Source organism: Arenicella chitinivorans (assembly GCF_014651515.1).
Lineage (GTDB): Bacteria > Pseudomonadota > Gammaproteobacteria > Arenicellales > Arenicellaceae > Arenicella > Arenicella chitinivorans.
Map to the genome: position 1 here is coordinate 1054971 of NZ_BMXA01000001.1, position 25985 is coordinate 1080955.

Here is a 25985-nt window from a genome sequence, read left to right on the forward strand (position 1 = left end):
GCAGCTTAAACCTTGAACCGGCGCCAGAATGCTATGCCGGTGGTGATCAGTAGTACGAGATAGAATAGGGTAAAGGGCCAGTCCGCCGTAATTTTCCTTAGTACATTGATCAGTAATTGACGTTTTCCAGCACGTTGTTGCTTATTAGTCTGGATCTTCGTTGTTGCGGGCGATGATTTAAACTGGGCCAACTGTGTTTTGCTTATCGCCTTCACGTTTTGAATTCGCCAATGATTGTTCGACGCTTCTGGTAGAAAGTCGAGTCGAACTCGCTCGATAATATGGTCGGCTGGCTGTTCTTCGCTCAGGAATCGCAATGGGATTACTAAGTTATATTGCTCTGATACGTCAGCTTTGATTCGAACCATGGTGCTGGCGTCGGCGCGAAAACCATGACGTTCGGTGGCGTAGAACAACTGGAAGTCAAGATAGTCGCTGGCGGCTGGTTGAGTGCGAGACAAGGTGACCGTTATACCGCCTAAGTTCTCGGTGGACAGATCGATCACCGGAGAAGTGACAAACGGGTCCAAACCGGTGACACTCAGTCCGTTGATATCTCCGTCCATATCGTGCAGCTGCCAGTTTGTCAAAGGCAGAGCAAGCCCATCGTCAGGCACCTTTGTCACACCATTGTAGATGCGCGTCGGCTGTACTGAGGGATTGTCAGTTGGTGTGGAATGGACTACTTTTGGGTGCGATAACACCGCCACAGAGCACGTGTTGCAACGTTCAAAATCTAGGCGAAATTTCGATGATGGTGGTCTTTTATCGGGTAGTGGCACGACCAACCAGGTAGCGGGCTGGGTAAACTCAGACCTCGGCACGTGCATCCTGATTCGATAGCGCGGGTCAAACTCCATTTTGTCAGACTGGGTTTGCGGTCCAGGTGAGTTGGCGCTGAAAAACAATTCAAGGGGCACCGAGTTCAGGTTAGGCGGCAAATCCTCAAGTCGTAGGTTGAGCAAGAGAAAATGACCGTTCTGATCGGCTTCGAAAGGTGTAAATGTGATATACGGGTCCGGGCCAGTGACTCGCAATACAGAACCTTCACGGATGAAATCATGTATTTCGGTCTCAGGCAAACTCAGTGCATGCGTGGCTCCGAAGACTGCGTGTATCGCCAGGCTTGTCGCAATTAGTCCACGCGTGAGGCATCGTGGCAAGCGCGTCATTGCTCAATCCTCATTTTGGGCTGGAGAACACGGTAGGCAAAAAATCCCATGACGACCAAGAACAGCGCGCGCATAATCTGGATAGCTTGGTGTAAGTCAAGCCCTCGAGGAGCAATGTGCTGGTTATACCAGGCCGGGAAATAACCTAAGCCAATAAAGTCGGTCGACAGCGGCGCCGCGAGGAACAGAGTGAAAACCCCATTATCCGTCTTCAAGAGCCACAGGACGACCCAGGTGATGCTAAAGACGATGAAAGGGAGTACGACTCGCTTTTGGTGCTGAATGCAAAGAATTGGGAAAAGCGTTAACCAAGCGGCATAGTGCACGCTATGCACATTGAAGCCGAAATAGATGAATAATGCGACGGCGCAACTAATAACAAATCGCTCGGTATGTGGACGATCGCCAATCTCCCAAGCATAGATAGCCAAACTGGCCAACCCAATGATCACCGGGTAGAACCAGTAGTAGCCTAACGACAAAAGCTTGTTGAATGCGTCGTTCGAATGGGTTGCTGTCGGGTCGACGAACAGGCTTAGATCACCACCTAATTTCGGTAGCAACCAAGTAGGCAGCATTAGAATAAGGGTAATGGTGAAACTGGCCAGAGTCACCACCAGAACGTTACGCTGCCAAGCGTCTCTGAAATCAATCAGTGCTAAAAGAAAAAACGGTGCAAACAATAAATTAATCTCGCGGCAGTGCAGCGAGAGGGCGAACAAAATGCAAGCACTTAGGCGCTGATCGCGCTTTAATTGTAAGGCAGTGGCCGCCAGAAAAAACAGGCTGATGACTTCGAAACGGCCAAAAATATACGTCGCAAACAAGGTGACTGGGTTAAAGAGCCATAACAACACCGCAATCTTCCGGTGTGTTGGGTTGTCGACATATTTCCAGATTACAGCAAATACCCCAATATCGAAAATGAAGTAAGGCAGCTTAAAAATAAATAGGTAACGGAATACTTGAGGGTCGTTTAGAAAGAACCCGTAGTCGGTCAAACTCGCAACGGAACTCGTGGGGTCTGGAAGGTCGAACACAGCGGGCGGCGCATCCACGAACAACTTGGACACCCAAGCGAACAACATCTCGATGTAATACACCACGGGGCGATGCGCATTATCAAAATACAAACCTTGCTCGAGCACATAGTAAACGCGGCGGTACTCTGAAAATAAATCTACATGTGCAAAGAAGGGCATCAACAGTAAGCGAATGAGTACTGCACAGCCTAAAGCCAAGAGTACGAACTGTCGATTGTTGAGTGGTCTTTGCACCAGTTGATTCCGCCGTCTTCGTGTGCTCGTCGTTAGCCTAATAGCCGTTGTAGCCAGTTTTTAGCCTTGAATGGATAGTCGACTGTCTGGGCTGCACGGTCCATGTAACCCCCATGTTCGCACACTTTGGGTGGTGTTAGGTCGGGAAAATCTTCATTGGTGAAATAGTGCGTCACCAACGATTTTCGAGTCATCGTTGGGTCCGCAATCTTGCTACCACCGTGGAACAGCTGTGAGTGCCAGATCAATACATCACCCTTGTTGGCGAACAATGTGGCAGGTTTCAAGTCACGTTGTTTAATCTCGCCATACACATAGTCCCGAAACTGAGGCATCTCGTCATCCACGATGATGGTTGACCCATTTGAGAAACGATAAGGCGGGATTTTGTGGCTGCCAGGGTAGTAGCTCAGTGGGCCGTTGTCCGGGGTTGTGTCTTCCAAAGCAATCCAGGACGCTACCATCTTATTTGGCGTCGGAGAGGGCATATAGAACGTGTCGAAGTGGTAGTCTTGTTGCGAGCCAAATTCGAAGTTAAGAGTGTTGCAGACCATCGGCGTGCCTTGCAGTAACGCTTGTAGTATGGGCGCGAGATCTTGGCCGATAATGAGTTGTCGGATATCCGCTTGACTCAAATACAAGTCATTGAGTTTGTAGGGCTTAGACCGCGCTGATATAGGCGCGTCAGCAAAGTAGACCCGTCGCTCATCCGGTGATTCAACGAAGATGTCGATCACGTATTCAGCCCCCAGTTTGCGCCGTTGTTTCCAAAGGTGATCGATAAGCGCATTGATTTGATTGATGCGCTCGGTGCTATAAAACCTCTTGAGCAGCAGATAACCGTCTTTATCCCAGTCTTGCCGTTGTTGTTCTGATAACGTCATTGCTGTCGCTTAATCTTTAAACTTGAGTGAAAAGCGTTCATTTTTAAGGCTGAGATTAGGATTGTAATACGGGTCGCCATGACTTAGGAAGTCGGCCCAACGCGTTAGAAAGTGGCCTTGCTCTGTCATCAAGCGCTGGATCTTCTCTTCGGTATCTTCATAGCCGCGACTTACTGACTCATGGTGCGTCGCTTTAGCATGCGGTGTGAACAGGTTGTAGTAACCGGCGTCAAGTAGTTTGAGACACAGATCGATGTCGTTATAGGCAACCGCCAGATTTTCTTCGTCTAAGCCGCCAACAGCGTCGTACTTAGACTTTTTAACCATCATCATTGCGCCGGTGACGGCACTGACGTTATAGACCATGTGCAAGCGTCCATGGTAGCCGATGTGGTGATCTGGAAAAAACTTGTGTGGATGTCCTGCTGCACCAACCATTCCGGCAACCACGCCAGCGTGTTGAATCCGGCCGTCTGGATACAGGAGTTTACAGCCAACGGCCCCGATCTCATCACGTTGAGCGTGCTCAAGCATGCGCTCGATCCAGTCTGAGGTGAGAATCTCAATGTCATTGTTGAGTAAAACGATATAGTCTCCGCGTGCCTGTTCAACACCATAATTGCAGATCGCCGAGAAATTGAATGGAATATTCTTCTCAACGAACCTCACGCGTTCATCCGCGTCGGTGAATGCCGCCATTCGCTCCAGCGTTCGTGGCTCAGTACTGTTGTTGCTAACACCAATGATTTCAAAATTTTGATAACTGCTGCGATTTAAAATTGAGTTTAAGCAGCTATCAAGCAATTCGGGCTTGTCTTTAAATGGCACCACAATACTGACCAAGGGCTCGCCTTTGATCTCACGGTGTACACGATACGAACCTTTAAGCGTGCCGAATTCAACACGGACTCCGTCTTCGTTTTTCTGCAGTATGTCTTCGATGGCCTTGCGGCCGGCTTCCCATGCGTACGACTTGGCATCGTATACGACTGCCGTGGAACCTGGGATTTTGCGCCAATGGTACAAAATTTTTGGAATGTGTATGACGCGCTCAGTTGCGTAGGCCGCACGCAGAATGATGTCGTGATCTTGGGAGCCATCGAGTCCCTCACGGAACCCCCCAATTTCATCGGCAATCGCTTTCTTGATGACCGTGAAATGACAAATATAATTATTAGTCTGCAACAGGTCCGGTGAGTAGTCTGGTTTAAAGTAGGGCTCTAAGCGGTTGCCCTGCATATCCATTTTGTCTTCATCGCTGTAAATCAAGCCAGCGTCTGGGTGCTGATTAATGACTTTCGCGTTTTCATACAATGCGTCAATACTGATCTCGTCGTCGTGATCCAACAAGGCAATGTAATCGCCGGTTGCCATGGCGAGTGCGTCGTTGGTGGTGACTGAGATGCCTTGATTAACCTCATTTAGCTGGATGCAGATGCGTTCATCCTGCAGTGCTTCATGCTGGAGAATCTGCTTCAGATACGTTTTGGGCGAGCAATCGTCAACCAAACACAATTGCCAGTGTGGATAAATCTGCCTGCGGACCGACTCGATCATTGGCAGTAGGTATTCGGGGTCAGTGTTATAGATCGGCACTAAGATGGAGAATACCGGTTTGTAAGGCAGGGCTTCGATTTCGGTCTTCGCTGAGTCGATTTCAGCCGCACTCATGGTGTTTTCCTGCACCCAAAGACCGTAGTCTTCAGTATTCTGCCCGATCAGCTCGCCTTTCGGCAGAGGTGATGGTGGTGGCGTAGACTCTGCTACCTCAACAACGGGTTGCTCGATCACCGTCGGTTTGCCGGTGAGCCGGTTTAACCAGCGGCGAGCTATGCGCTTTGCGCGGGTTGAAGGCCGCATTAATAAATAGCCGTGAAGCTCGTCGTTACGCACATGTTGCGCGTGCAAACGGGCCTTCAGATGGTCTATTTCACCTTGCATTCGGGCCCGGGTGCGCTTAACCTGGCGTTCCTCTTGCTGGTACATCTGTGTGAGGTCCTCACGATGTCCGAGCAAGTCCTCGATGCGTTGCGCCTGATACTCGATATCCGCTCGATACTGATTAAGACGGTGGCTTTGTCCGATAAGCGCGGCATTTTGCTGTCCCACTGCTTGACTCAATGTGGATACGACGCTGCTGTAGTTCGCATCCCACACCCATTCAATATCGAGCTTTAGTGTAGCAGCGCTGTCAATATGGTCGATTTTGCCGACATCAATTGCGAGATTTGGATCTGAGTTGAGTGCTACCAGCACCTCATCGACCTCGCGTAAATTGTTGAGCTGGACTGTGTCAGGCCATGGGTCTGTTGCTTTCAGTTGATAAAGCGTCTTGGCGTCCGCGTCCACAATATCCAGAGAATGCAGTTTAAAACAACCACCTTCAGCCATCGGATCGATGCGCAGAACTGGGTTGCTGGGAGTGTAGGTTGTGAGCGGAATTGCCAGTGATTGGACTTGCTCGCTGAGTTTGCTCCAATGCGCACTTCGAGAGTTGGCTTCTTGCATCTCACCTTGGTGGTTGCCCCATACAACATCGATTTGCAGATCGTCGCTAGCTGCGGTGGTGTCATTCGTGAATCCTTGCAGCAAGGCCTTCGCGACAGAATTAGCTCGAAAGTGTGTGTCAATCTCGGCCTGGATACGTTCTTCCAGCGCGACATAGGGTTGCAGGTCATCGATCTGATTTGCCTGCGGCAAGTACCGCACAACAAACGCGCCAATAGAATGAATATCATTGCGTTCACAATATGGACCGAGTAAGGATTTGTTCTCGAATGCAAACCAAAATAGTGCGCGGAATAGCACGAAACCTTTGTCAAACGGGGCAGTGACTTCCCATTCCGTATCAATTGGGTGCAATGCGCGCGCTCCACGTGCATTTAAAACTAGGTTAAATGGCAGTAGGTCATAGGCGGTTTTGCTGAATTGATCGGTTTTTTCAAGTTCCGCGAGCCAATCCGAATACTCATCCACTAATGATTCGAATTTGCGGTGGTTTGACTCCAGTAGGGCTTGCAGCCATTCGTCGATGAGGAGTTTGCCTTTCAGAAACGGCTGGGGCGCCAAATTTTGCTTGAGCAGGTCAGCTGGCGTCGGTTTCAAGTCCGGATAGACATTGATTTTGTGAACCTTGGTGGCTGCGCGTCGTCGATAGGTTAAGCTGCGCCACTCGGGCTTGCGGCCCGTGCCTGGAAAATGGCTGAAATCGTTATCGTACAGCTGCCGCGTGTGTTGAGTGCTGGATCCGCAGATAACTAAGTAGCGGTTTGCTAAGTCGGTCAAGTTTTGTTTTCTATTTACCAAACTCTTGAACAACAAATACTCATTGATGTTGCCGTGTGGTATCGCACCGAGTCGGTAAAAATGATTCAGCGCATTGACGCTTGAGGTGAGGTAGTCTTCGGAAAACAGGTTTTTACAGCTCTTTCCAAGTGAGAAACCCGCATGTACGTCGACAGCAGCTAAGCCGGCAGAGAGTGCGTGCTTACGGAGTTCCTTACGGCTTAGTTCTACCACCGTTTCGGCGCTTCGAGCATGTTGATATAAGTCGATGAACGCCAGGTCATCGTTGCTGAGCTGGGACTCTGGTGTGAACCAGCGACTGATTCGGTCCCGATTTAGTGCATTAATAACTAAGCAACCGTGCACGGTCAGCGCCTGACGTAATTTTGTCAAAAGGGCGTCAAATTCTGCTTGTTCAAGTTTTAACGCCTCCAATTGACCAATCACGATGAGGTCATAATGGTTTTTCGGGAACTCGAGTTTCGATGGGTGTTCCGAGATATGGGTGATGTTGTGTTTGTTAGCGCAGCGTCTCACACTGAGTCGCGCCAAGTCCGGATCAAGTTTTATTGCATCTAACTGTCCTACCTTATCGGCAAGGTAGTGAGCGACGCCACCAACATCTTCGGATAGATCGAGTGCCTGGTGAGTTTTCGAAAAATCAAATGCTTGTAGAAACGCAAACTGACTTATGGAAAGTGTGTCGCGCAGCTCCGGCGTGTTAAGCGCAGCGGCGATATCTACGGAAAAAAGTGATTTGTCATCAACCTGATCAAATACCTCGCTTACTGCAATCTGGATATAATTAGAGAGGCGTGAGTCACGAAACAGTGCCTCTTGGTTTTGATAGATTCCGTTTTTCAATCCCAAATGAGGATTAAGTTGGAGTAGCTTTGATTCTTGCATTGATGTCGGTAAACAGTATTGTCGAGCATTCGTATTGCTCGTTTAGTACAGCGCACCTCCTACAAAAAAGGGGAGTCTCTGCGCTATAAATCAAAGGCCGGAATATACCACGGTTGCCACTGTATTATTGCTTCAGATAGTTGATTTTGCCTTGCCAGATCACCCTTCAGCGTTGCGGATATGGCGTGATTTTTTGGCAACCGGTTGTATAGCTTGCGCGATAGTGCTGTGCTGTTTCCTAAAAAGTGTTGTCTTTATTGGCTTTGGCGGCGTTTTTATGTCAGTTGCAGGGCTAATTCTGGATGCGGTTTTGGCACCGACGAGGCAAAATATAATACAGTTAGTTGGCCTAATAACAAAATAATATGCTTATGCATACGTATTCATTTGAGATTTTGCGTGACTGTATTTTTTTGACTCGGCTTTTAGTCATATTTACCGTATAAAACATTTATACAAGATGTCTAGGACAGTTTGGTGGGACAAACGACTCTTTAATCCTAGGCTCTCACTCCAAGGGGAAACAAGTGAAATTAACACAGCAGATCACGAACTTATTGTTCGAGCTCAGCGAGCTCGAGTGCAGAGAACACACACGCTACTTGATCGGCGACGGTGTGACTCTTCGCAACAACCTGATTAAGTTGTTCGATAAAACAGAGCTAGAATCAGCGCGTGAAATAATCCGCGAAATTCTGCAGCAAGCGGGCGATCCATGGCTTGATCTTGATAAGTTGCCGGTTGCACCAAATATGACCTTGTTCGATGCGCAGTCGATTGATGCTCAAAACGATGACTTCTTGCTGACAGAAGAAGAGTTTCTTGAGTTGATACCCGCCAACGGTCATTTCCATTAAATTAGTTGGATAAAATTACACCAACCCATAAAACACACATTCCGAACTCTGCATCCGCAGAGATCTAACAGGCTAACCTAGTGATCTGAGGGGGTCCTCTGGCGCTGTGGGCTGGAGTTCGCCTGCAGCGCCAGATTTTTTAAATTTATCTGGCGACTGCGTTCCATTACTAAGCTATCGGTCGACCCGCAATGACATGGAGTTCTCCCCGCTGGCATGCGGGTTAGGGCTGACTGGTGTGTAGGTCTGCTTGGCTGGCACGTTCGTCCGTGCTTCTCGCTCACCGACAGTATGCATTGTGCCGGCCGCAATGTGTCGGTTTACTTCAGCTAAAAGTGCCTTGTGAAGTTTGATAACTTCCGGATGCTGAGTGAGTTTGTGCGTGTTGTGCACGTGTTTGAACACATTCATTGAACTGATTTTGATAACCAAGCCTGTGTGTTTACGCATGGTTTGCGCATATTTGGAGAGCAACACGAGCACCTTTGCAGGCAGTACCGATGCGCTGACCTGATCCAGCTGTTCTAACTTTTCCATTCTAGCTCCTTAATTCTCGACTTTTCGGTGTGTAGGACACCAACGACCAAGTTCAGAGACTTCATGTCTGATAAGAAGACCACTCAGTCCCAACCAATACCGCTATCTAACGCAACACTAAGCAACTACTCGGTCTTAATGGAGACGCGGATAAGGGGTTATTCGGTACCCCCTCGGTTGTTGGATTCTGTGTTGAACTATCTCCTGCAGCCCAGAACCAAACAACATATCGTACTCAATATCGGATGGCGATAATCTAGCAAAGAACAGGGCACTCAGCTAGCAAATCAGTGTAAAAATTGGTCTAAAAGTCGTAAATTAGCGACATTTTTATGAATTTTGACCCGGATTAGTCAATTAAGTGCCCACATGGCTATTTTTTCTTCGGGATGTACAAGTCCGTGATGGTGCCTTCGTAAGCTTCTGCAGCCATCGCAACCGTTTCTGATAAGGTTGGGTGGGGATGTATTGTGAGCCCAATATCACTGGCATCTGAGCCCATTTCTATCGCCAGCGCAACTTCGGCGATGAGATCGCCTGCGTTGGTGCCGACAATGCCGCCGCCAAGAACGCGATGGGTTTTCGGGTCGAATAAAAGCTTGGTTTTGCCTTCGGTTCGGTCGTTACCTATTGCGCGTCCGGAGGCTGCCCAAGGAAAGACACCGGTTTCATACTCAACACCTTGTTCCTTGGCTTGAGTCTCGGTCAGGCCAACCCAAGCGATTTCGGGGTCGGTGTATGCCACGGAGGGAATTACCGACGCTTCAAACCCGCTTTTTTCGCCCGCACACACTTCGGCTGCGACCTTAGCTTCATGCGTCGCTTTGTGCGCCAGCATTGGTTGGCCGACGATATCACCGATAGCAAATATGTGCGCCACGTTGGTTTGCATCTGATTGTTGACAGCAATGAAGCCACGCTCGTCGACTTCAACTCCTGCTTTGTCGGCATCAATCAAGTCCCCGTTAGGCCGCCTACCTGTCGCCACCAGGACATAGTCAAAAAGTTGTGCTTCTGGGGCGTTGCCGTTCCCCGCAGCGGCGAATTTGACACTGATGCCGCCTTTAAGTGGTCGGATACTTTCTACTTTTGTATTCGTAAGAATTTCCTTGACCTGAGACTTAAGTCGCTTTTGTAGCGGGGCTACTAGGTCTTTGTCGGCGCCCGGAATAATCTGCGGCATAAACTCCACAATGGTGACCTCGGTACCGAGTTCACTGTAGACGGTCGCCATTTCGAGCCCAATAATCCCACCGCCAACAATCAGCATGGTTTTGGGGATTTCTTTTAACGCGAGCGCGCCGGTCGAGTCAATCACGCGTGGATCATCGGTTTCAAAGATCGGAAAGACCGTCACCCGTGATCCGGCGGCAATTATCGCCTTGTCAAATGAGAGGGAAGATGTGCCGTTCTCGCTTTCGATGCTGAGCGAGTTGCTCGACGTGAATTTGGCATAGCCTTGCACCACATTGACCTTGCGAGCCTTCGCCATGCCAGCGAGTCCACCGGTTAATTTGCCGATAACTGATTCTTTAAAGTGTCGAAGTTTGTCGACATCAATTTTCGGCTTCCCGAAGGAAATACCATGCTGAGCCATGGCGCGTGCTTCAGAGATAACAGCTGCAGAATGCAGCAAGGCCTTGGATGGAATACAGCCGACATTGAGGCATACGCCGCCAAGGTCAGGGTATTTTTCAATCAATGTCACGTTCAGGCCGAGGTCTGCAGCTCGGAATGCCGCAGTGTAACCACCGGGTCCGGAGCCGATAACCACCAGGTCGGCATGGTCATCTGCGTTTTTCGAATCAGCGCTGGCTGCCGGTGCTGGCGTTTCCGATGCAGTCGCCGCCTCGGTCTCCTGACTGGATTCCGCAGCAGTTATTTCGAGCTTGGCGATCAGGTCACCGGGGTTAACGTTTTGGCCAACCGAGACTAACAGCTCAACGATTTTGCCAGTCTTTGGAGAGGGTACGTCCATAGACGCTTTGTCACTTTCCAACGTGATTAGGGCATCTTCTTGGTCGACACCGTCACCAGCCTTTACCAATACTTCAATAATTTCAACGTCGCTGGCCCCGCCTAAGTCTGGGACGGTGATATCTATAATCTGTGTCATGTGTTTACCCCTATACCGTCAAGCGACGCACGTCTTCCAATACTTTGGCAATGTGGTGTGTAAATCGCGCCGCCTCTGCGCCATCAATCACGCGGTGATCGTAAGACAAACTCAACGGCAGCATGGTGCCAGGTACAAACTCACTGCCGTTCCATACGGGCTTAATACTGCTGCGTGATACCCCTAGAATGGCCACCTCGGGCGCGTTAACGATTGGCGTAAAACCGGTTCCACCAATGCCGCCGAGGCTGGAAATTGTGAAACAGGCACCACTCATGTCATTCATCGTGAGTTTTTTGTCACGTGCCTTCTTCGCTAATTCACCCATTTCACGCGCGATTTCTGCCACGGATTTTTTGTCGGCATCTTTTACCACCGGCACCACCAGGCCGTTCGGTGTGTCTACGGCAATACCAATGTTGAAATATTTCTTGAGGATCAGGTTTTCCCCGCCAGGTTCCAACGAACTATTGAATTGCGGGTATTCCTGCATGGCATTCACCACAGCCTTAACGATGAACGCCAACGGTGAAAGCTTGATGTCCTTGCCTTGCTTGGCGTACTCGCCGTTCAATTGTTTGCGGAATGACTCGAGATCACTAATATCCGACTCGTCATTATGTGTGACATGCGGGACATTGACCCAGGAGCGGTGAAGATTCTCGGCAGTCAGACGCTTAATTTTATTCAGTGGTTGCAGCTCGATTTCACCGAACTTGCTGAAGTCCTGTGCTGGAATAGGTGGAATACCAGAACCTGAAGTGGTTGCATTCGCGGCGCCGGATTGCAGTGAGGATTTGACGTACGCTTTTACGTCGTCCTTGGTGACCCGCTGTTTGCGCCCCGTGCCGGTGACCTTGCTTAAATCAACGCCTAGTTCCCGCGCAAAACGGCGGATAGACGGCGACGCGTGAGATTGTCCGGCAGGCGCGTTAGGTTTGCCCATGCTGGTTGGTACAGGCTTGGCTGGCGCGACATTTTGCTCGCTAACCGGTTTGGTCGCCGGCGCGCTTGCTTTCGCAGTAGCAGTTTCGTCAGCGGCTTTTGGTGCACTGCTTGCTTCGTTGGCTTGGCTCTCAATCACGGCGATGACAACGCCTTCGCTCACTTCATCGCCAATAGCGACACTGATCGATTGGATGATGCCTGCCACTGAGCTCGGTACATCCATGCTGGCTTTGTCACTCTCCAGTGTGATCAACGATTCTTCGAGTGCGACTTGTTGGCCTGCTTCAACAAGAATTTCCACGACTTTGGCGGAATCCCCGCCGATATCTGGTATTTTGACTTCGACTTTACTGACCCCGCTACTGTTGGAGACCGGCGAAGGCTCTGCTGCAGTTGGCTGCTTTTCAGCGGTGGTTGCTGACTGCGTTGTTTCCTCGGGTGGCTCGCTTGCTGACGGTGTATTTGACTCTAAGGTCAGAATGGCTACGCCCTGATTGACATCCTGATCGATGCTGACGCTGACCGATTTGACGACACCTGCGTGCGTACTCGGCACGTCCATGCTGGCTTTGTCGCTCTCCAGCGTGACCAAAGGGTCGTCGACAGCGATTTGGTCACCGACCTGCACCAGAATTTCAACGACTTTGGCACTATCAGCACCAATATCAGGAACGGATATTTCGATGGTCTCGCTGTTAGACATAGATTCACTCACTGTAGGTTTACTGGTCACGACAGGTTGCGTGACGTCGGGTTGACTTACGGTTTCAATTTTTGCGTTCGGGCCATCGACGACTTGGTCCAAGACGACTTCTTGCAGTGGCTCGCCAGAGAGGTCTAATGACTGCTGTGCCTGGCGTTTCGCGTTACTGCCTCGACCCGGTGGAGCAGGGCGTTGGCTATTCACTGGCTGCGCTGGTGCACTGGCTGGCACAGCTGTGTTGCTGGCGTCCGGCTCAGCGTCTCGAGCGGGTTTTTGCGCCGTTCGCTCCTTAACCTCGGTCTCAAGCAGCAGTAGAGGCGTGCTCAGCGTGATGTTTTCCTGCTCCGTTGCGATAATCTCCACAATTCGGCCATCGCGAGTCGAAGGCAGGTCAATTTCACGATTCCCACTTTTTACCCGAAACAGGGTCTGCCCCTGTTTTATTCGGTCCCCTTCGTGGCACTCGATAGAAAGTATTTTGGCTTGCCGATACGCACTCGATTCGGGTGCAGTCAGTTCGACGTATTTGATCATGTCTTAATTTCCGGTGGCTAGTAGTCAGATGCCCCGCTGAAGAAATATCGTACGCGCATCGCGTGCGTTTCTACAGGGTGTCTGGAGATGCTTTATCCGGGTCAATATTAAACTGTTTGATCGCTTTCTTCACCACGTCTGCATCGATACTGCCGTCTTCGAATAAGGCAGATAACGCAGCCACAATGATGTAGTTACTGTTGACTTCAAAGTGCGCTCGAAGTTGCTTGCGGTCATCACTGCGACCGAATCCGTCTGTACCCAGTACGACATAACGCGAGGGCACAAATTCTCGGATCGAGTCAGCGTATACTTTCATGTAATCGGTGGCGGCGATAACCGGGCCATTTTGGTCCTGCAAACACTGTTCTACATAACTTATTTTTGGTTTGGCCGATGGGTGCAACATATTCCAGCGCTGTACTTCCAAGCCCTCGCGTCGTAGTTGGTTCATGCTAGTCGCACTCCATACGTTGGCCGCGACACCAAACTCAGCTTCTAGAATTTCAGCCGCTTGTACGCACTCGTTCAAAATCGTGCCCGAGCCCATTAGCTGCACAGTCGGCGTCTGCCCATCGTCTTTCTTGCTTTTGCTCAATTGGTACAAGCCTTTGAGGATGCCATCTTCGACGCCTTTTGGCATGGCAGGATGCACATAGTTTTCGTTCATCACTGTTAGGTAGTAGAACACGTTCTCTTGTTCGGCATACATGCGACGCAAACCATCTTGGATAATAACGGCCAGCTCGTAGGCATAGGTTGGGTCATACGAAATGCAATTTGGAATCGTGGAAGCTTGCAGGTGCGAATGACCATCCTGGTGTTGCAGACCCTCACCGGCCAGGGTAGTGCGACCAGCCGTCCCACCAACCAAGAACCCGCGCGCTTGCATGTCTCCAGCGGCCCAGGCGAGGTCGCCGATGCGTTGGAATCCGAACATTGAATAGTAAATGTAGAACGGAATCATGGGTAGCTCGTTGGTCGAGTACGACGTAGCCGCAGCGATCCAAGAAGACATTGCACCAGCTTCGTTAATGCCTTCTTCCAAAACCTGACCTTTTTTATCTTCCCGGTAGTACATCAGTTGGTCTGAGTCTTCTGGTTCGTAAAGCTGACCTTCGGACGCGTAGATGCCCAGCTGGCGGAACAAGCCTTCCATGCCGAAGGTGCGAGCTTCGTCGGGTACGATTGGCACCACACGGTCTTTGAGGTTTTTGTCTCGGACCAGCGAAGACAGGATGCGCACGAAAGCCATGGTTGAGGAAATTTCACGGTCGCCGGTGGATTCCAGCATTTTGCTAAAGGCGTCCAGCGAGGGTACTTCGAGTTTGTTAGACGAGTTGGGGCGTGCCGGCAGGTAGCCACCTAAGGCTTGGCGGCGTGCGTGTAGATACTTGATTTCCGGTGATTCGGGATCCGGCTTAATGTACTCGACGTTTTCCAATTGCTCATCGGACACTGGAATTTTAAACCGGTTGCGGAACACTCTCAGTGACTCCACGTCCATTTTCTTTTGTTGGTGCGATGTGTTTTGACCTTGACCGGACGCGCCCATACCAAGGCCCTTAACCGTCTTGGCAAGAATCACCGTTGGCTGGCCGGAATGTTTTACTGCAGCACGGTAAGCGGCATACACTTTGTCAGTATCGTGACCGCCGCGCGACATTAACTCAAGGTCTTCGTCACTCATGTGGGCCACCATGGCTTTAAGTTCAGGCGAGTTCCAGAATTTTTCGCGAATGTACGCGCCGCCCTTGGCTTTGAAGGCCTGATATTCGCCATCAACGCATTCTTGCATGCGCTTTTGTAGGATGCCGGCATGGTCTTTCTCTAATAGAATGTCCCACTGCGAGCCCCAGATTACTTTGATCACATTCCAGCCGGCACCGCGGAACTCTGATTCCAGTTCCTGGATGATCTTGCCGTTACCACGAACCGGGCCGTCTAAGCGTTGCAGGTTGCAGTTAATGACGAAGATTAAATTGTCGAGTTTTTCACGACCTGCCAGCCCTAAAGCGCCGCGCGACTCAGGTTCATCCATCTCGCCGTCGCCGAGAAACGCCCAGACTTTGCGGTTTTCTGACTTAATCAGTTCGCGGTTTTCCAGATAACGTTGAAAGCGGGCCTGGTAAATAGCCATGATCGGCCCAAGCCCCATAGATACGGTTGGAAACTGCCAGAATTCGGGCATCAGCCATGGGTGTGGATAGGACGACAAGCCATTGCCTCCAACTTCCTGGCGAAAATTATCTAACTGCTCTTCGGTTAAACGTCCTTCCATAAAGGCACGGGCATACATTCCGGGGGCTGAGTGGCCTTGGTAGTAGATCATATCGCCGCCATGTTCTTCAGAGCGCGCGCGCCAGAAATGATTGAAGCCAATCTCATACAACACAGCAGCGGACGCGTAACTCGCGATATGACCACCGTATTCGGTGCTCACCTTGTTGGCGCGCAGTACCATTGCCGCTGCATTCCAGCGAATCATTGAGCGAATTTTGAATTCTAATTGACGATCCGCAGGCAGCGCTGGTTGATCCTCAACTGGAATAGTATTGATGTAAGGTGTATTCAAACCATAGGGCAATTGTGCGCCGGCTTGACGAGCAGTATTGGTTAGTTCTTTCAGCAGAAACCGTGCGCGTTCTGACCCGTCAGCTTTAATCACACTTTCCAGCGCTTCGATCCATTCCTGGGTCTCTTGTGCATCGATATCGACTTGGGGAGAGGGTAAATCTTTGCTCATAGTGTTTTGACCTGTATAGCAACAACCTATCGTTGGTTGGTTTGTACCTTTATTTGCGGCGTGAATAATACCTATAGATATGCGAAATGTAAATAAATTACATTAATTGCGCTCAGCTTTAACGCGAATGACGGTCGCAAACCCTTGAGTGACCAGCTTGGCGAGCGGGCGCTCAATGACCTTTGTACGAGCAGATTTCAGCTTAGGAATGCTGAATAGAGTTAGATTGTCATTCCTTCGTATGACCGGGAGCAGAGCCATATCCAAAAGGGCATTTGTATCAAATCACAGATAGGGTAGCACTTCCGTGAAAATATTACATGTTACCCATCGCAACCAACTGGTTGCGATGGGGTAGGGCAAGGCGAGCATCCCGATGCGCCGTAGCCAATGGGGCTATTTGACGCTGGCGGTTACCAGGCTGGTCAAATTCACGATGCCACGTGGTGTGGTGGTTTTGGTTATTGGGTGAATAGGTAGATCGGTGCCCAACAAAATTGGTCCGACCGAAATACCGTTTGCCATCGATTTGAGTACGGTGTAAGTAATGTTAGCGGCGTCAAGGTTCGGCATGATCAATAAGTTTGCGTTATCACTCAGCGTGCTCTTGCCTGACTTCTCTCTGGTTGTCGCGTTAAGCGCGGTCGCGCCCTTCATTTCGCCATCGACCTCAAGTTCCGGTGCGAGTTCAGCCAGCAATTGTTTAGTGCGCGCCATTTTTTTAGATGACTCTGTCACGTGGCTTCCAAAACTCGAATGTGACAATAATGCGACTCGTGGTGTCATTCCGAACCGGCGTACTTCCTGGGCCGCCAAAACCGTGATGTTGGCGAGTTCTTCTGCGCTTGGGTTCTCGTGGATACTGGTGTCGGCAATAAAGACCGTTCCGGTGTCCAATAACAACAGATGCATCACCGCCATATGGTCATCGCCCGTCGTGGTGCCGATGCAGCGTTCAATCGCGCCAATTTGTTCGTGTAGTTTAGCGCCTGGCCCCGTTAGCGCAGCGTGTGCTGTGCCATTTTCGATCAATACACAGGCGTATTTAACACGATCTTCCTCCGTGGTGCCGCGTGGCGCGATGACTTCGTAATCACGATTGAGCTGCAGTCTCAATCCCAATTTTTCGATATTGGTATGAATCGTTTGTACATCACCAAGCAGTACCGGGCGCGCGTAGCTCTGATCCACAACGTCTTGCACTGCACGTAGCACGCGTTCGTTTTCACCATCGGTATACAATACTTTGTGCGTGATATTCTGTGCCTTTTCGAAGATCGGGCGCATGACGTTGCCGGTTCGGTATACCAGCGGTTCCAGGCTCGCGCGGTAAGTTTCAATATCTTCGAATGGGCGAGTGGCAACACCACTGTCAATCGCGGCTTGAGCCACCGCCGGAGCAATGGTGGTGATCAGGCGCGGGTCGAACGGTTTGGGTAAGATGTAGCCGGCGCCAAACAGCATCGATTCATTCTGATAATAACTGGCAACAATTTCATTGCTTTCAGAGTGAGCGAGTTCTGCCAAGGCATTTACGCAGGCGATTTTCATGGCCTGATTGATAGTGGTCGCACCAACGTCTAATGCGCCGCGAAACAAAAATGGAAAGCACAGAACATTATTGACCTGGTTCGGGTAATCCGAACGACCGGTGGCCATCACCGCGTCGGGGCGATGTTCGTAGACGAGTTCAGGGCGAACCTCTGGGTCGGGGTTTGACATCGCCAAAATCAACGGTTTGTCCGCCATGCTTTTGAGCATGTCGACGCTCACCAAGTTGGGTTGCGAGACGCCAAGGAATACGTCGCAATTGAGCATGGCATCTTCCAGTGTGCGAGCCGTGGTTGCGCGGGCAAATTTTTGTTTTGTAGCGTCCAGGTTCTCGCGCTCTGAGTGAATCACGCCACGACTGTCAAGCATCAGCACATTGTTGATGTCGACGCCGAGATCCAGTAATAGGTTGGTGCAGGCCATGGCGGCCGCGCCGGCACCTGATACCACCAACTTGACGTCTTCTATATGTTTGCCAACCACTTTCAAGCCGTTGATCACGGCGGCTGCCGACACAATCGCAGTGCCGTGTTGATCGTCATGGAATACCGGAATATTCATGCGTTCGCGCAGCTTTTCTTCAATTTCAAAACACTGTGGTGCTTTGATATCTTCTAAATTGATCCCACCGAAAGTCGGCTCCAGTGCGGCCACGATGTCACAGAATGCGTCCACATCGGTCTCATTGACTTCGATGTCATACGCATTCACGTCTGCGAAATTCTTAAATAATATCGCCTTGCCTTCCATCACCGGTTTGGATGCTAGGGCACCAATATTTCCGAGTCCCAGAACCGCAGTCCCGTTGGTAACAACGCCTACCAAATTGCTGCGCGATGTATAGTCAGCCGCGGCCAATGGGTTTTTTTCAATTTCCTTACAGGGTTCCGCCACGCCAGGCGAGTAGGCGAGTGCCAGGTCACGTTGGTTCGACAGGGGCTTGGTGGCCTGGACGCGGATTTTTCCGGCGCTAGGCGTGCGGTGATAGTGAAGTGCGGCGTCGCGCAAATTGTCGCTACTGGTGGTCATAATCTCATTCTTGCTGGACAGTCTGTTACGTTGGAGTGTATTGAAATCAATACAGGCCGACATAGTCGGCCTGTGAATGGTGATTGTTAATCGTATTTATGCCTGCTCATCGGACGCCGCATGCGCTTGCACATCCGCATGATACGAGGATCGAACTAAGGGACCCGAGGCCACGTGACGAAAACCCAGAGCCTCACCATAGTCACGGAGTTCATCAAACTCGTCTGGGTGCACATAACGTTCGACTGGTAGATGGCTCAAGCTGGGCTGCAAATATTGACCGAGAGTGATCATGTCGCAATCGTGTGCTTTGAGGTCACGTAAAACGGCTTTGACTTGATCCATTGTCTCGCCGATGCCCAGCATCAAACCGGATTTAGTGTATACCTTTGGTTGTGCTGCTTTGAATCGCTTGATCAGGTCAAGTGACCATTGATAATCTGAGCCGGGACGCACCTTGCGATAAAAATCCGGGATCGTCTCCAGATTGTGGTTGAACACATCGGGTGGATTGTTCGCCATCAATTCAATCGCAATGTCCATACGTCCCCGAAAGTCGGGCACTAAAATCTCAATCTGCGTGGTTGGGTTGAGCTTACGAACTTCCTCGATGCACGCTACGAAATGGCCCGCGCCACCGTCGCGTAAATCGTCGCGATCAACCGAGGTGATTACCACGTAGCGTAGGCCCATGGCTCTGATGGTTTCGGCCAAGTGTTTTGGTTCATCTTGGTCTAGCGCCAGTGGTCGGCCATGTGCCACATCGCAGAATGGGCAGCGGCGGGTACAAATGTCTCCCATGATCATAAATGTCGCCGTACCACGACTAAAACATTCGTTCAGATTGGGGCAGGAGGCTTCCTCACACACAGTGTGTAATTTATTTTCACGTAATGTGTTTTTCAGTTCCTGAACTTTGTTGCCGTTTTGCAGGCGGATGCGAATCCACTCAGGCTTTCGCAACGGGTTCTTGGTCTGTTCAATCTTGACGGGAATCCGCGCCATCTTCTCAGCACCGCGGAGTTTTTCACCCGGAACCACCGGCTTAATTTTCGGGCGCGTGCTTTTAACAGTTGTGTCGGACATCGGTTAAACTACGGATGAGTGAACTAGGCGCAGGATTATAACAACTAATGTCTAAAAATGACGTACTTGATCGCACGGATATCGAGGATATTGTGGCTCGATTCTATGCAGATATGCTGAAAGACCCCATTGTTGGCTTTATTTTTACCGACGTCGCCAAGATCGAGCTCGATCATCATTTGCCGGTCATTGTTAATTTTTGGATGGATGTCGTGTTCGGCGGTCGGCACTACGATGGCAACCCGCTACGTAAACATCTCGAGCTGCACCAAAAAATTCCGCTTCGCCCCGGGCATTTTACGCGCTGGTTGTATTTGTTTGAGCGCGCAGTTGATGCCCAGCATGCCGGCGACAACGCAGACAAAATGAAGCAGCGGGCAGAAATGGTGGCAAAAAGTATCTCGGCCGCCATTGTGCAAGGTCGGCGTCGTGATATGCAGCTAGTTCTGCCACGAGATTAACGCGGCAGAGATTTACTGGCTAATCTTGTTTGCGAATAAACACGGGCGATTTTTCGTCAGAGTGCGATGCACTGTACACGTAGCCATCTACATTGAATTCAAGCAAGGCCTCGGGGCTATCAATGCGATTTTGGAGAACCCAAGCTGACATTTGTCCGCGCGCTTTCTTGGCAAAAAAGCTGATGACTTTATAGTCGCCGTTTTTCCAATCTTTGAACACTGGTGTAATGATGTCGGCGTGTAATTTCTTAGGCTTAACAGATTTAAAGTACTCGTTTGAAGCTAAGTTAACCAATACTTCTGACTTGAGTCGTTGCAGCTGCTGGTTCAAATTATCAGTGATGGTGTCGCCCCAATATGCGTATAAAGTAGCGCCTTTTTCGTTGACCAGTTTGGTCCCCATTTCAAGGCGATAAGGCTGCATTAAATCGAGAGGGCGCAAAACGCCGTATAAACCCGATAGAATCCGCAGGTGCTCTTGAGCGTAAAGAAAATCGTCGTCACTGAAATTTTCTACTGCCAATCCGGTGTAAACATCGCCTTGAAACGCTTCAATCGATTGTTTGGCGTTTTTTATATTGAACGGTCGGCGCCATTGGTGGAAACGCTCCACATTCAGCTCAGCCAGCTTGGGACTAATAAGCATTAATTTTTCCAGATCCGCTGGTGAAAACGTAGACAATAGATCCACTAAGGGTTCACTCTGATCCAACATTTCTGGTTGGCTGTGTTTTGAGGATTGGGCGGGCGTCTCAAAATCGAGCGTTTTCGCTGGAGAAATTACAATTAGCATGACAATTCGTCGAAGTTTAAATAGGTCTTAGTTTTGGTTAGTTTTAAGCCGATTTCTTGCTCAAAAATGGGGCTAAGTAATGGCCGGTGTACGAGCCCGACTTTTGCGCGACCTCTTCGGGCGTACCTTCGGCCACAATCGTGCCACCACCTTGGCCGCCCTCTGGGCCTAGATCTATGATCCAGTCGGCAGTTTTGATGACATCGAGATTGTGTTCAATCACGACGATGGTGTTGCCGTGATCGCGCAAAGTATGCAACACATCCAGTAGTTGGCGAATGTCGTGAAAATGCAGGCCGGTAGTCGGTTCGTCCAAGATGTAGAGCGTCTGCCCAGTGTCCCGTTTGGATAGTTCACGGGCCAATTTGATGCGCTGCGCTTCACCGCCTGAGAGGGTAATAGCGCTTTGGCCAAGCTTAATGTAGCCAAGGCCGACCGACATCAGTGTCTCAAGCTTCTTATGAATGTTCGGTACCGCGCTGAAAAAATCCACCGCGTCTTCGATCGTCATTTCCAGCACGTCGTGGATATTTTGACCTTTGTAGCGAATGTCTAGCGTCTCTCGATTGTAACGTTGGCCTTTGCACACGTCGCAGGCCACGTAAATATCGGGTAGAAAGTGCATTTCAACTTTTATCAAACCATCGCCCTGGCAGGCCTCGCAACGACCACCTTTGACATTAAAGCTAAAGCGCCCCGGTTTGTAACCTCGTGCGCGTGCTTCCGGTGTGCCAGCAAACAGCTCCCGTATGGGAGTAAATAACTGTGTGTAGGTCGCCGGATTTGAGCGCGGAGTGCGACCAATTGGACTTTGGTTTATGTCGACGATTTTATCCACCTGATCCAGACCCGAGATTGATTTGTGTGGTGCCGCTTCAATTCGACTGCGATTGATGGTCTGTGCCGCAGCCGGGTAGAGCGTATTATTGATCAAGGTAGACTTGCCAGAACCGGAAACACCCGTGACGCAGGTCAACACGCCAATCGGAATCGATACCGACACATTGCGTAAATTATTCCCCGCTGCGCCTTTGATGGTGATCTGTTTTTTCTTGTCGATCGCATGTCGTTTGGCTGGCACGGTGATGGCCTCTTTGCCGGACAAGTAGCGGCCAGTCAACGATTTTGGATTAGACTTGATTTGTCCTAGAGTGCCTTGCGCCACAATCTCTCCACCATGCACACCGGCGCCTGGGCCAATATCCACAATAAAATCTGCGTGTTGCATAGCATCTTCATCATGTTCGACCACAATAACGGTATTGCCGAGGTCGCGCAAATGAGTGAGCGTCGCAATCAGGCGATCATTGTCGCGTTGATGAAGGCCAATCGATGGCTCGTCGAGCACATACATGACGCCAACCAGGCCAGAACCGATTTGCGAGGCCAGACGGATACGCTGAGCTTCACCTCCTGAGAGCGTTTCTGCAGAGCGGTCCATGCTCAGGTAATTCAGCCCAACATTGACCAAGAAACCTAATCGATCGTGGATTTCTTTAACAATTTTGTCGGCGATCTCTGCGCGATTTCCGGTTAGCTGGAGGGCCTCGAAAAAAGCGAGGGCATCGCCAATCGATTGCGTGACAATCTGATTGATGGTGGTGTCATTGATAAAGACATTTCGCGCCTCAAGGCGCAACCGACTGCCTGAGCAGTCCGGGCAAGTTTGCGAGTTAATGTATTTAGCCAACTCCTCACGCATGCTGTTCGATTCAGTCTCACGATAACGTCGCTCCATATTGGGGATGATGCCTTCCCAACTGTGGTGGCGCGTGACACCTTGGCCTTTGTGGCGTAGGTAACTGAATTCGATGGTTTCATCACCGCTACCGTAAAGTAGTTTCTGCATTTGCTCAGCGCTCAATGAACTCAAGGGTTCATCGACGGAGAAATCATAATGATCGGCCACATTTTGCAGCATGCGGAAATAAAACAAGCTGCGGCGATCCCAGCCTTTTATCGCTCCTTGCGACAAGCTCAATTCGGTGTCAAAAATAATCTGCTTAGGGTCAAAATATTGTTTGGTCCCGAGTCCATCGCAGCTAGAACAAGCGCCGACCGGATTGTTAAATGAGAACAACCTTGGTTCCAGTTCACTCAGGCTGTAACCACAGTGCGGACAGGCATAACGAGAGGAGAATACCAGTGTCCGCTCATCTTGGTGTTCGTCCGCCAGAACAACCACTTCGGCTACGCCCTCAGCTAATTCCAGAGCCGTCTCAAATGACTCGGCCATACGCTGTTCGTTGCCTGGCTTGATGATCAGCCTATCAATGATGATATCAATGTCGTGTTTGAAGTTTTTCTTCAGCGCGGGCGGCTCGGCTAAATCGATAACCTGACCATCTACGCGCGCGCGAATGTACCCCTGCGCGTGCATGCTTTGTAATAAGTTTAGGAACTCGCCTTTACGATTCCGCACCACGGGAGCGACCAGCATGATTTTACTGCCTTCTGGCAAAGCCATGGTTTGATCGACCATCTGGCTGATGGTTTGGGCCTCGAGCGTGACCTTGTGGTCTGGGCAGCGAGGATCGCCGACACGTGCGTAAAGCAGACGCAAATAATCGTAAATTTCGGTAATCGTGCCGACGGTAGAACGCGGATTATGAGAGGTGGCTTTCTGTTCTATCGAAATTGCAGGCGACAGCCCTTCAATCAGATCGACGTCCGGTTTCTCCATCAACGACAAAAACTGGCGTGCGTAGGCAGACAAGGACTCCACATAACGACGCTGACCCTCGGCATAGATGGTATCGAAGGCCAAAGAGGACTTACCGGAGCCGGACAGGCCAGTGATGACGATGAGTTTTTCGCGAGGTAGCTCTAAGTCAATACCTTTTAGGTTATGCGTTCGAGCACCACGAATAGTAATTTTTTCAAGCACGATGTTACTTCTGAATTGGAGCGATTTATGAGGTCGGCGATCCCAGTTTCGCGGATTGTTGACAGAGGCTCAAATATCAAACCAAGAATCTTTGCCGAACCCGGTTTTGAGTTCCTGCCAGTAGAACAACCTGTTAATATACGTGACCCAATGTCAAAGCGGAATCTGAATTTGGTCTGCTTTGAGTGATTCCCGCTAAATTCAACCAAAAGTTTGCTTGTGACCTCTGATTCTTCTGCTGGCTCGTCCCAGAACCGCCCTGGATTGAACCCCCTCGAACGTCGATCGATTGCGGCGCTGGCATCGGTATACGGGCTGCGAATGTTCGGTTTGTTCCTTATTTTGCCGGTCCTGGCGATTTACGCTGAGCAACTGGACGGTGCCACGCCGTTTTTGATGGGCATTGCCCTTGGCGTTTATGGTATCACTCAGGCATTGTTTCAAATTCCGTTTGGTATGCTGTCAGACCGCTTCGGGCGCAAACCGATCATCTTGACCGGTCTGACCATTTTTATGTTCGGTAGCGTGGTGGCTGCGTTGGCAACCTCCATTGAGGGCGTGATTGTGGGGCGTGCGCTGCAGGGTGCCGGCGCGATCGCTGCGGTGGTGTTAGCGCTAACGAGTGACCTCACTCGCGAAGAACAGCGGACCAAGGCCATGGCCTTAATCGGCATGACCATTGGTCTAGCATTTATGTTTGCCTTGATCGTTGCACCCTGGTTGGCGGCCAATATCGGTGTGAAAGGCATGTTTTTACTTACTGCATTGCTGGCTGGTGCGGCCATGGTTGTGATTGTTAAGGCCGTTCCAACGCCGGTGCAAACCTTCAATCTTGAAGTCCGTGCCGTGCCAAGTAAGATGTTTGATTTACTGCGTAATGGGCAACTTATTCGCTTAGATTTAGGCATTTTTATTTTACATTTTGTGTTGACGGCCATGTTTGTTGTGGTGCCCATTATTTTGTTGGATCAACTAGGTCTAGAGACACGCCACCATTGGAAAGTCTACGTGCCAGCCTTGCTTGGTTCGGTGGTCTGTATGGTGCCGCTGATCATCTTATCGACCCGTAAACAATGGGTCATGCGCGTATTCCTAACCGCGATTTCGATATTGTTGTTTGCGCAATGCTTGCTGATGTGGCGACCACTTGGCGTACTTGGACTCGGTATTTGTTTATTCTTCTTTTTTTGGGGTTTCAACTTGCTTGAGGCCATGCTGCCGTCATTGGTCTCGCGGGTCGCACCAGCCGCAGGCAAAGGCTCAGCGATGGGTGTGTACAACACGTTTCAATTTCTCGGTGTCTTCTTTGGTGGCATGCTGGGGGGATTGGTGTATGGCCAGATCGGTGTGACCGCGGTATTTGTGTTGTGTGGCATGGCGTTGCTCGCTTGGGCCTGGATCGTGTTTAATGCGCCCATGCCGCAGTTGCTCGATAGCCTAGTCGTTCAAATCCGAACCGGTGTGCAGCATGCGGATCTTTCCAATGTCCTGGGTGTGCATGAGGTTATCGTCATCCAAGGAGAGAATACGGCATATCTCAAGGTCGATAAAAACCAGCTCGATTATGCTGCGTTGGATAAATTCTTGGACTCGCCTAGCACTTGAGGCGACGCCGCGTTAAAATCGCCCAGCTGAACAAATAAAATTTTTACGCTCATATTACTTAAGGAGTAACTAATGGCACGTGGTATTAACAAAGTAATTATCGTTGGCAACCTGGGCAATGACCCAGAGGTTCGTTATGGCAATAACGGCGCGGCCATCGCTAACATCAGTGTCGCAACATCGGAAAGTTGGAAAGACAAAAACACAGGTGAGCAAGTAGAAAAAACTGAATGGCACCGGATTGTGATGTTCAATCGCTTAGGTGAAATTGCCGGTGAATATCTACGTAAAGGTTCTAAAGTGTACATCGAGGGCAAACTGCAAACGCGCAAGTGGCAGGACCAAAATGGTCAGGATCGATACACAACTGAGATTGTTGCGAATGAAATGCAAATGCTGGATTCACGCGGCGACAATATGGGACAGGGCGGTGGCGGCGGCTACCAATCTGCACCACAACAAAATCGTGGCGGCCAACAAGGTGGTGGTCAAGGCTATAATGCACCGCAACAACAGGCCCCACAACAACCTGCACCGGATTTTGATGACGATATTCCGTTCTAGAAATCACCTCAATTAAAACTATTATTGAAGTAGCCTAAGCCCCT

16 protein-coding genes and 1 pseudogene are annotated in these 25985 nt (G+C 50.2%); 4 read left to right on the forward strand and 13 right to left on the reverse strand.

Going from position 1 to position 25985, the window contains the following annotated elements; all coding sequences use genetic code 11:
• Positions 1–5: 5 nt before the first annotated feature.
• From IE055_RS04675 to IE055_RS04690, 4 genes are read right to left on the reverse strand one after another with little or no spacing between them, the layout of a single operon-like run.
• Entirely contained in the window at positions 6–1172 is a 1167-nt protein-coding gene (locus IE055_RS04675) for a hypothetical protein (RefSeq protein WP_189398813.1), read from the reverse strand.
• The gene (locus tag IE055_RS04680) at positions 1169–2449 is read right to left on the reverse strand and encodes a hypothetical protein (protein ID WP_189398814.1); all 1281 of its coding nucleotides are present in this window, start codon (positions 2447–2449) and stop codon (positions 1169–1171) included. The genes IE055_RS04675 and IE055_RS04680 overlap by 4 nt, the downstream gene beginning before the upstream one ends.
• A gap of 32 nt (positions 2450–2481) precedes the next feature.
• Positions 2482–3333 (reverse strand): phytanoyl-CoA dioxygenase family protein, encoded by an 852-nt coding sequence (locus IE055_RS04685; RefSeq protein ID WP_189398815.1) that lies wholly within the window; start codon positions 3331–3333, stop codon positions 2482–2484.
• Between the two features lie 9 nt (positions 3334–3342).
• Entirely contained in the window at positions 3343–7524 is a 4182-nt protein-coding gene (locus IE055_RS04690) for a glycosyltransferase family 2 protein (RefSeq protein ID WP_189398816.1), read from the reverse strand.
• A gap of 527 nt (positions 7525–8051) precedes the next feature.
• On the opposite strand from IE055_RS04690, the gene IE055_RS04695 reads away from it, so the two are divergent.
• A complete protein-coding gene (locus IE055_RS04695; RefSeq protein ID WP_189398817.1) occupies positions 8052–8381 on the forward strand; it encodes a hypothetical protein in 330 nt (109 codons plus the stop codon).
• A gap of 174 nt (positions 8382–8555) precedes the next feature.
• Here the strand turns inward: IE055_RS04695 and IE055_RS04700 are convergent, their stop codons facing one another.
• The 7 genes and pseudogenes from IE055_RS04700 to lipA all read right to left on the reverse strand — a co-directional run bounded on the left by IE055_RS04700 (position 8556) and on the right by lipA (position 19631).
• Entirely contained in the window at positions 8556–8918 is a 363-nt protein-coding gene (locus IE055_RS04700) for a hypothetical protein (protein ID WP_189398818.1), read from the reverse strand.
• Between the two features lie 373 nt (positions 8919–9291).
• Positions 9292–11034: a dihydrolipoyl dehydrogenase gene (gene lpdA, locus IE055_RS04705; protein ID WP_189398819.1), complete on the reverse strand. Its 1743-nt coding sequence runs from the start codon at positions 11032–11034 to the stop codon at positions 9292–9294.
• 10 nt (positions 11035–11044) lie between these two features.
• The gene (gene aceF / locus IE055_RS04710; RefSeq protein WP_444541764.1) at positions 11045–12685 is read right to left on the reverse strand and encodes a dihydrolipoyllysine-residue acetyltransferase; all 1641 of its coding nucleotides are present in this window, start codon (positions 12683–12685) and stop codon (positions 11045–11047) included.
• 318 nt (positions 12686–13003) lie between these two features.
• Positions 13004–13219: pseudogene (locus IE055_RS18155) on the reverse strand (biotin/lipoyl-containing protein); the annotation flags it as partial.
• A 70-nt stretch (positions 13220–13289) separates the two neighbouring features.
• Complete coding sequence (aceE, locus tag IE055_RS04715) at positions 13290–15965, reverse strand: pyruvate dehydrogenase (acetyl-transferring), homodimeric type (protein ID WP_189398821.1); 2676 nt, start codon at positions 15963–15965, stop codon at positions 13290–13292.
• Positions 15966–16361: 396 nt separating this feature from the next.
• Positions 16362–18545 (reverse strand): NADP-dependent malic enzyme, encoded by a 2184-nt coding sequence (locus IE055_RS04720; RefSeq protein WP_189398949.1) that lies wholly within the window; start codon positions 18543–18545, stop codon positions 16362–16364.
• A 96-nt stretch (positions 18546–18641) separates the two neighbouring features.
• Positions 18642–19631 carry a lipoyl synthase gene (lipA, locus tag IE055_RS04725; protein ID WP_189398822.1) on the reverse strand — a complete coding sequence of 330 codons (990 nt, stop codon included), beginning with the start codon at positions 19629–19631 and terminating at the stop codon, positions 18642–18644.
• A gap of 47 nt (positions 19632–19678) precedes the next feature.
• Here lipA and IE055_RS04730 point away from each other — a divergent pair, with 47 nt between their 5' ends.
• The gene (locus tag IE055_RS04730; RefSeq protein WP_189398823.1) at positions 19679–20092 is read left to right on the forward strand and encodes a group III truncated hemoglobin; all 414 of its coding nucleotides are present in this window, start codon (positions 19679–19681) and stop codon (positions 20090–20092) included.
• A gap of 19 nt (positions 20093–20111) precedes the next feature.
• On the opposite strand, the gene yaaA is transcribed toward IE055_RS04730, so the two are convergent.
• Both yaaA and uvrA read right to left on the reverse strand, forming a co-directional pair.
• Positions 20112–20885: a peroxide stress protein YaaA gene (gene yaaA, locus IE055_RS04735; protein ID WP_189398824.1), complete on the reverse strand. Its 774-nt coding sequence runs from the start codon at positions 20883–20885 to the stop codon at positions 20112–20114.
• A 43-nt stretch (positions 20886–20928) separates the two neighbouring features.
• On the reverse strand, positions 20929–23772 hold the full coding sequence (gene uvrA / locus IE055_RS04740; protein ID WP_189398825.1) for an excinuclease ABC subunit UvrA: 2844 nt from the start codon (positions 23770–23772) through the stop codon (positions 20929–20931).
• Positions 23773–23991: 219 nt separating this feature from the next.
• Between uvrA and IE055_RS04745 the strand changes: the two genes are divergently transcribed.
• The gene (locus IE055_RS04745; protein WP_268244524.1) at positions 23992–25377 is read left to right on the forward strand and encodes an MFS transporter; all 1386 of its coding nucleotides are present in this window, start codon (positions 23992–23994) and stop codon (positions 25375–25377) included.
• 72 nt (positions 25378–25449) lie between these two features.
• A complete protein-coding gene (ssb, locus tag IE055_RS04750; RefSeq protein WP_189398826.1) occupies positions 25450–25941 on the forward strand; it encodes a single-stranded DNA-binding protein in 492 nt (163 codons plus the stop codon).
• Positions 25942–25985 lie beyond the last annotated feature (44 nt).